Annotated in this window: 5 protein-coding genes; 3 read left to right on the plus strand and 2 right to left on the minus strand. The window is 68.7% G+C overall.

Features of this window, described 5'->3' with window-relative positions:
* Window positions 1-558: hypothetical protein (locus VFU06_01775; protein HEU5208113.1), on the plus strand; the 558-nt coding region annotated here is incomplete at its 5' end.
* A 52-nt stretch (window positions 559-610) separates the two neighbouring features.
* Here the strand turns inward: VFU06_01775 and VFU06_01780 are convergent.
* The gene (locus tag VFU06_01780; protein HEU5208114.1) at window positions 611-2,683 is read right to left on the minus strand and encodes a hypothetical protein; all 2,073 of its coding nucleotides are present in this window, start codon (window positions 2,681-2,683) and stop codon (window positions 611-613) included.
* Window positions 2,684-2,948: 265 nt separating this feature from the next.
* Here VFU06_01780 and VFU06_01785 point away from each other — a divergent pair, with 265 nt between their 5' ends.
* Entirely contained in the window at window positions 2,949-3,428 is a 480-nt protein-coding gene (locus VFU06_01785; protein HEU5208115.1) for a GNAT family N-acetyltransferase, read from the plus strand.
* 176 nt (window positions 3,429-3,604) lie between these two features.
* Complete coding sequence (locus tag VFU06_01790; GenBank protein ID HEU5208116.1) at window positions 3,605-5,299, plus strand: serine hydrolase domain-containing protein; 1,695 nt, start codon at window positions 3,605-3,607, stop codon at window positions 5,297-5,299.
* Window positions 5,300-5,318: 19 nt separating this feature from the next.
* On the opposite strand, the gene VFU06_01795 is transcribed toward VFU06_01790, so the two are convergent.
* Window positions 5,319-5,609 carry a UBP-type zinc finger domain-containing protein gene (locus VFU06_01795; GenBank protein HEU5208117.1) on the minus strand — a complete coding sequence of 97 codons (291 nt, stop codon included), beginning with the start codon at window positions 5,607-5,609 and terminating at the stop codon, window positions 5,319-5,321.
* Window positions 5,610-6,338: the final 729 nt, after the last annotated feature.

Raw genomic sequence — 6,338 nt, forward strand, 5'->3', positions numbered from 1 at the left:
AAGGCGGACTCGCTGCCCTGGTACGGGTGGGACGTGATCGCGGGCCGGCGCATGGGCGAGTTCATCGACGGCACTTTCGGGATCGGCTTTGCGGCGCTGGATCAGCGCGTGGACCCGGCGGGTGATGCGGCGCACGCGGCGTCGTCATTCGCCCGCCACGCAAGCGCGACGGCGCGCTGGCTGGTGCGGCTGCGACGCGAGCTGAGCACGACGATGGCACTCGAGGACCGTTCACCGTCGGGGATGCTGCAGGTGGTCACGTACCACGTTTCACCTGCGCAACGTGCCGCCTTCGAGGACGTGCTGAACGTGGTGCGCCGGTCGGCCGGGCTCGCGCCGTATGCCGTCTACGAGTGTGTGGTCGGCACGAGCGACGTCGCGTACATGGTGGTCGTCGAACGCAGCGGGTTCGGCTCGTTCGATGATGAGGAGCGCGATCCGTCGCGGGCGATTGGTGGTGCTCTGGCAGGATCGGCGGTGCTGGTGGTGCAGGCTGAAAGCGAGCTGTGGCGGCTCCGTCGCGATCTCACGCTGCTGCCGGAGCGGGCAGGGCGCTGACGACGGATCGTCATGCCCTGCCGCGGCAGAGTCCGAACTGTTCGCAGGTCGCCTAGTGGATCCGGATGTCGTCGTAGTAGCGCTGCTCGTGCGAGCCCGGCCCGTTGTCGCGTCCCTCGAAGAAGAACCGGACGGTCTGACCTGCCCAGGGGGCGATCGAAACACTGACCTCCTCCCAGGAAAGGTCGGGTGCGCTGCCGCTCGTGCTGGTCCAGTCGATCAGCGTGTGTGCTGCACCGCCGGCATCGACCAGTCGGATGCGGTAGTCGCTGCCCGAGCCGTTGCGGTTGTGTGGCGACGTCAGGAACGACAGCATCGATGCGGATGCGGGAATCTCGATGTCGCGCTCGATCCAGGCGTTGGGCCGTCCGCCGCCGCCGGTGCCGTCCAGCTTGACGCACCCCTCCTCGCGATCGTCGCCGCACCATTCCTGCCACTCGGAGGTGCCCCAGCCCTCGTCCTCGTCGTAGCTCTCCTCGATCGTGCCCGGCTCCCACCCCTCCAGCTCGCTGTCGAAGGTGAAGAGGATCTCCTCGTCGTTGGGCGCAACCCACACTTCGACCGGCTCCGACGCGACGATGTCCGCGCCGAACGCGCCGAGCACGAGGTCGGATGCACTGCCCGAGTTCTCGCTGATGAAGTCGGCGAACCACTCCATCAGCACGGGGATGTTCGCGGGGCCGATGGACGGCTCCACCGTGACGGTCGTGCTCCCGGAGTCGAGCGCCGTCGCCGTCCAGTTGACCTGTGTCTCGAGTGGTGCCACGACGCCCTGGTCCGCAGCCTTCAGCACGACGAGCTCGCGCGTGACGATCGTCGCCTCGAACGACGCATCCGGCAGCGACCACAGGTCGAGCAGGTTGGAATCGTACTCGAACGAGTCATCGTTGTCCGCGATCCACTTCAGCAGGTCGCTGCTCTTGCCGATCAGGAAGTGGGCCGCCTTCTCGAAGTAGTCACCCTTTGCAAACAGGCCCGCGACGTTCTGGAACACGGAGAAGTAGTCGCCCAGCGAAACCGGATCGGGCTCGTTCGACGCGAATACCTTCACTGTCGCGTCCGTCACGGCCTCGGGCGAGATGGTGTCGCGTGCGAGCTCGACCGTGAGCGAGTCGAGTCGCGACGGCAGCGCGGACAGCACGTACGTCTTCACGACCAGCGCCTGCAGCGAGCTGAGCACGCCGATCGCATCCAGCACCTTGCCGATCGGTGCGACCTTGTCGGCATCGATGCCGAGCACGGAGGCGAGGCTGAGCACGGATGAGAGATCGGAGCCGAGCTCGTTCTGGAATTCGACGTTCTGCTCGAGGTAAACGGCGAGCTGCATGAGCTCGGAGAGCATCTCGTCGCTGAGCACGTCGATCGCGTCGCCGGCGACTGCCTTCGACGTCAAGCGTGCGAACGCGCCATCCGTTTCCTCCGCGCTCAGGCCGTTGACCACGCGCAGCAGCGTCGTGCTGAAGCGCAGGATACGGTCGGCGTTGCCGCTGGAGGCGAGCAGAGCGTCCAGCAGCCGGAGCTGCTCGGGCTGTGACTGCAATTCTGCGAGTGCCGACTGCAGTGCGACGTCGGGGCTCGCCGCCAGGGAGTCCAGGCCGCCGCCGATCGCCTGCAGGAAGCGGCGCGGCTCGCCGGTGCCGGCCGGCATCGCGTTCGCCGCGGCGGCAAGCGTCGGCCCGATGATGCCGACCGCATGCACGACGAGTGCGGTGGTGCCGTCGGCGGGCTCGAGCGGCCGCACGGTGAGCGCGGCTGCTGCAAGAGCCTGCGTACCCGACGCCGACATGAGCGCTACGTCCTGCGCACCCGTCGGCGGCGCCGGCCACATCGTCGCCTCGTCCAGGAATGCCGGCACGACGAACGCCGCCTCTCCCTGTTCCAGGATGAGCGGGGCGCGCTCACCCGCTACCTCGATCCAGTGCGTCTCGGGGGATGCGGAGGCGGGCACACCCGTCAGTGCGATGACGGTGCCGGGAGGCGCGCTCGACACCGACAGTGTCAGGCCGGGCGTCGGATCGGGATGCTGCGGATTCGGCGTCGGACCCGCAGGATCACCGCCGTCCGAGCAGGCAGCGGCGGTGAGGATCAGGAGAAGCGTTCGCGTCAGGCGGTGTTCGGCTCGCATGGGGACCTCGCTGGTGATGAGGTGGTCAGCCCACAATGCGTGCGAGCCGGTCGGACGGGATCATGCAGCCGCGCGGGACTGCTGGTGCTGGAGGGCGGACTTGCTGCAGGTGGCCGCGTGCGATCAGGGTGATCGGGCTTCGCGGCGTTGCCAGCGCCGGAGCCGGCACGGCGGGTCTGTTGCTGGCCGGTCCGGTGGCTCGTCATCCGTTGGGCGCAGGACCAGGGCAGGGCGGCACCCGCCGCATGCACAACGGAGCGGTACAATGAAGATTCGACAGGCCGTCGAGCCGGACCTCGACGCGATGTGGGCCATCTTCCAGAGCGTGATCGCTACCCGCGACACGCTTCCATTCGCGGACTCGCTGGACCGGGCGACGTTCCGCACGCACTGGTTCGGCTCGCAGCCGTCCTGGGTCGCTGAAGACGACCATGGCCTCCTGGGCATGTACCGCGCCGGGGCCAACTACCCGGACCTCGGCTCGCACGTCGCGAGCGCGACATACCTGGTACACCCGGCCGCGCAGGGGCGCGGAATCGGGCGGTCCCTCGTCGAGCACAGCCTCGCGCAGGCGCGCAGCGCGGGCTTCCTCGCCATGCAGTTCAACTATGTCGTGAGCACGAACAGCGTGGCGGTGAGGCTGTACGAGAAACTCGGGTTCCGGATTGCCGGGACCCTGCCACGCGCATTTCGACACGGCCGCCTGGGGCTGGTCGATGTCTACGTGATGCACCGGTTCCTGTAATCGACTGCGGACACGGCGACGCATCCCGAGGCCGGGTTTGCCGGTGTGCTGCTCAGCGGGGCGCGCGCGACGCCGCGCCTCCTCCCGCCGGCCGGCTCCACTCTCCTGTCGCATTCGCGACCGCTCCGTCGTACCATGTACCCTCCGAGCCACCTTCCCTTGCGACCCGCGCGACCATGACAAGCCACGCTCGCTGCAGCGCCACCGTCCTGGGCCTGTTCCTGCTTCCAGCGACCCTGCTCGCGCCCGCGTCGGAGCTTGCCGCGCAGGATCCCGACGCGCTGCACGCGCGCGTCGACAGCCTCTTCGTCGCATACAACCGGACCGATTCGCCCGGCTGCGCGCTCGGCGTGTACCGCGACGGCGCAATCGCGTACGCGCGGGGCTACGGCATGGCGGACCTGGAGCAGGGCGTCGCCATCGGTGCGCACACGGTGTTCGACATCGGCTCGACATCCAAGCAGTTCACCGCGGCGGCGCTTGCTCTGCTGGAACAGGATGGCCTGCTCTCGCTCGACGACGACGTACGTGAGCACGTGCCGGAATTGCCCGATTACGGTCGGCCGATCACGATCCGCCACCTGCTCAACCACACCAGCGGGCTGCGCGACTATATCGGCCTCATGACGATGGCGGGCACCGACATCGACGACGTGACCGGCGACGACGAGGCGCTCGCCGCGATCGCGCGGCAGCACGCGCTCAACTTCGAGCCGGGCGCGGAGTGGCTCTACAGCAACTCGGGCTACTTCCTCGCGTCGGTGATCGTGGAGCGCGTGTCCGGCAGGACGCTGCCCGAGTTCGCGCGCGAGCGCATCTTCGCGCCGCTCGGCATGCGCAGCACGCTGTTCCGCGACGACTACCGGCTCGTCATCCCGCAGCGCGCCAGTGCCTACGCCCCCGAGGGCGACGGCACATACGCGATCGACATGTCCAACTGGCAGCAGACCGGCGACGGCGCGGTGTTCACCACGGTCGAGGACCTGCTGCTGTGGGACCGCAACTTCTACGAGCCGCGCGTCGGCGGACGCGCACTGCTCGATGCACTGCACACCCGCGGCCGACTCTCGTCCGGTGACACGCTGGAGTACGCGCTCGGCCTGTTCATCGACGAGTACCGCGGTGCGCGTACGGTCAGTCACGGCGGCTCATGGGGCGGCTACCGGGCGGAGCTGCTGCGCTTTCCGGACGAACGCGTCTCGGTCGCGGTGCTGTGCAACCTTGCGACGACGGACCCCTCCACCCTCGCGCAGCGCGTCGCCGACGTCTACCTGGCCGATCGGCTGCGCGCGGCGGACGGTGCGGTCGCGACGTCGCATGCAGAGCATCGGGCGGTAACGATGTCCACGGCGCAGCTGCGCCGCTGGACCGGGACCTACCAGGACAGCGCGAGCGGCGAGGTGCGTCGGGTGGTGATGCGCGACAGTGTGCTCATGCTCGAGGCATTCGGGCGCGAGTGGCCGCTCGTGCCGATCGCTGACGACGAGTTCCGCGCCGACGTTCCGGTGGATCTCACGTTCCGCTTCGACGCCGGCCCTCCTGTGCGTCTGCACCAGAACCTGCAGGGCAGCTCCACGACGTTCCGCGCGATCGAGACGGTCAGCCCCGGCGTTGCCGAGCTGCGCGCCTACGCCGGTCGCTTCCGGAGTGACGAGCTCGATGCAACTTACGAGGTGCGCCTCGAGGACGACGCGCTTCAGCTCGTGATGCCCGGATCATCCCCCTCGCGCACGCTCCGCCCACTGCAGCGCGACAGCTTCCAGGCCGGCACCATGGTCATTCGGTTTCAGCGGAGCGGCGGCCGGATCAGCGGGTTCCTCCTGGACCAGGGCCGTGTGCGCGGGCTGGTGTTCCAACGAACGGCGCAGTGACAGGCCGCTCGCGCGTTCATCACTCGATCGCCGCCTCCACGTCCGACGGCGGAATCGTCACTTCGTCGACGTAGCACCACGACCAGTCCTCCCCGGGCTGGAACGAGCGGACGATCGGATGATGCGTCGCGTGGTGGTGCTTCGTCGCGTGCCGGTTCGGTGAGCTGTCACAGCACCCGACGTGGCCGCACGTCAGGCACAGCCTGAGGTGAACCCACCGGTCGCCGCTCTGCAGGCATTCTTCGCAGCCGTCGGGAGTGCGTGGATCGACGTCGCGGATCTGGTCCAGGTGCGTGCATGCGGTGGCCATGATGCCTCGGGTGTCGGTGGTGTCGGAGCGACGGGTTCCGGATGCGTTTCCGGTGTGGTGGCCGGGGTCGGCATCCGCGTTGCGCCCTCTTCGGTCGGGCGGGGGATGCATGGATGGCGCCATGCGCATGGGGAAGTAGCGGTCGTCCCCGGGGGGCATCGACTGCGGGGTCGGGGCGATCGGCGGCGGGGGCGATCGGCTGCGGGGGCTGGCGCGATCGGCTGCGGGGGCGCGATGGCTGCGGGGGCTGGCGCGATCGGCTGTGGGTGCGCGATCGGCTACGGGGCGCGATGGCTGCGGGGGCTGGCGCGATCGGCTGTGGGTGCGCGATCGAAGAGGGCGGAGTCGCCAGCGACGAGCACGACATCCAAGGCAACGTTGCTCGGATCCATGGGGCGAGCGACGCGTGCAATGTTGCCTTTGATTATGCTCGGCAATGTTGCTTGGATTCGGGGCGCGAGCGACGCGCGCAACATTGCCTTTGATTATGCTCGGCAATGTTGCTCGGATTCCTGGGGCGGCCGACGCGTGCAACGTTGCCTTTGATCGGACCCGCGCACCCAACCGGACCGCGCACCCAACGGGACCCGCCCACCCGACCGGACCCGCCCACCCGACCGGACCCGCCCACCCCACCCGCTTCAAAGCCCGTGATCCCGGCCGACGTGATCCCGCCCGACCCCCTCGCACGTATTTCGGTGTGATGCAGCGCTGCACCGCCCGCGAGGA

The sequence above is a fragment of the Longimicrobiales bacterium genome (assembly GCA_035764935.1).
Lineage (GTDB): Bacteria > Gemmatimonadota > Gemmatimonadetes > Longimicrobiales > RSA9 > DASTYK01.